The organism is Neisseria sp. HMSC03D10 (genome assembly GCF_001807625.1).
Lineage (GTDB): Bacteria > Pseudomonadota > Gammaproteobacteria > Burkholderiales > Neisseriaceae > Neisseria > Neisseria mucosa.
Window position 1 is genome coordinate 2,545 of sequence record NZ_KV789559.1, and the last position, 248, is coordinate 2,792.

General features: G+C 47.2%; 1 protein-coding gene. It reads right to left on the reverse strand.

Annotation, left to right across the window (positions count from 1 at the left end; genetic code table 11):
* On the reverse strand, positions 1 to 248 hold a 248-nt coding region (locus HMPREF3066_RS13360; protein WP_210385705.1), incomplete at both ends, for a hypothetical protein.

Below are 248 nucleotides of genomic sequence, written 5' to 3' on the forward strand. Positions count from 1 at the left end.
TTTTCTGTACTCTCAAATTTTCCGAATCCTTCAAGCCAAGGAGAGTTTTGGAGAATTTGTGCGGCAGTTTCGGAATGATATACCGTTTCCATACTTTTCCTATCGATGAGTTTTTCCGACAGGATATTGATGGGGCGGCCTTCAGGAGCAGCCACCCATGGCTCGAGCCGGATTTTAGGCAACAGGTCTTCTTTCTTGAAACCGAAGGCTGGGACGAATTCCGGTGAAAATTCGTACACCCCTTCGGT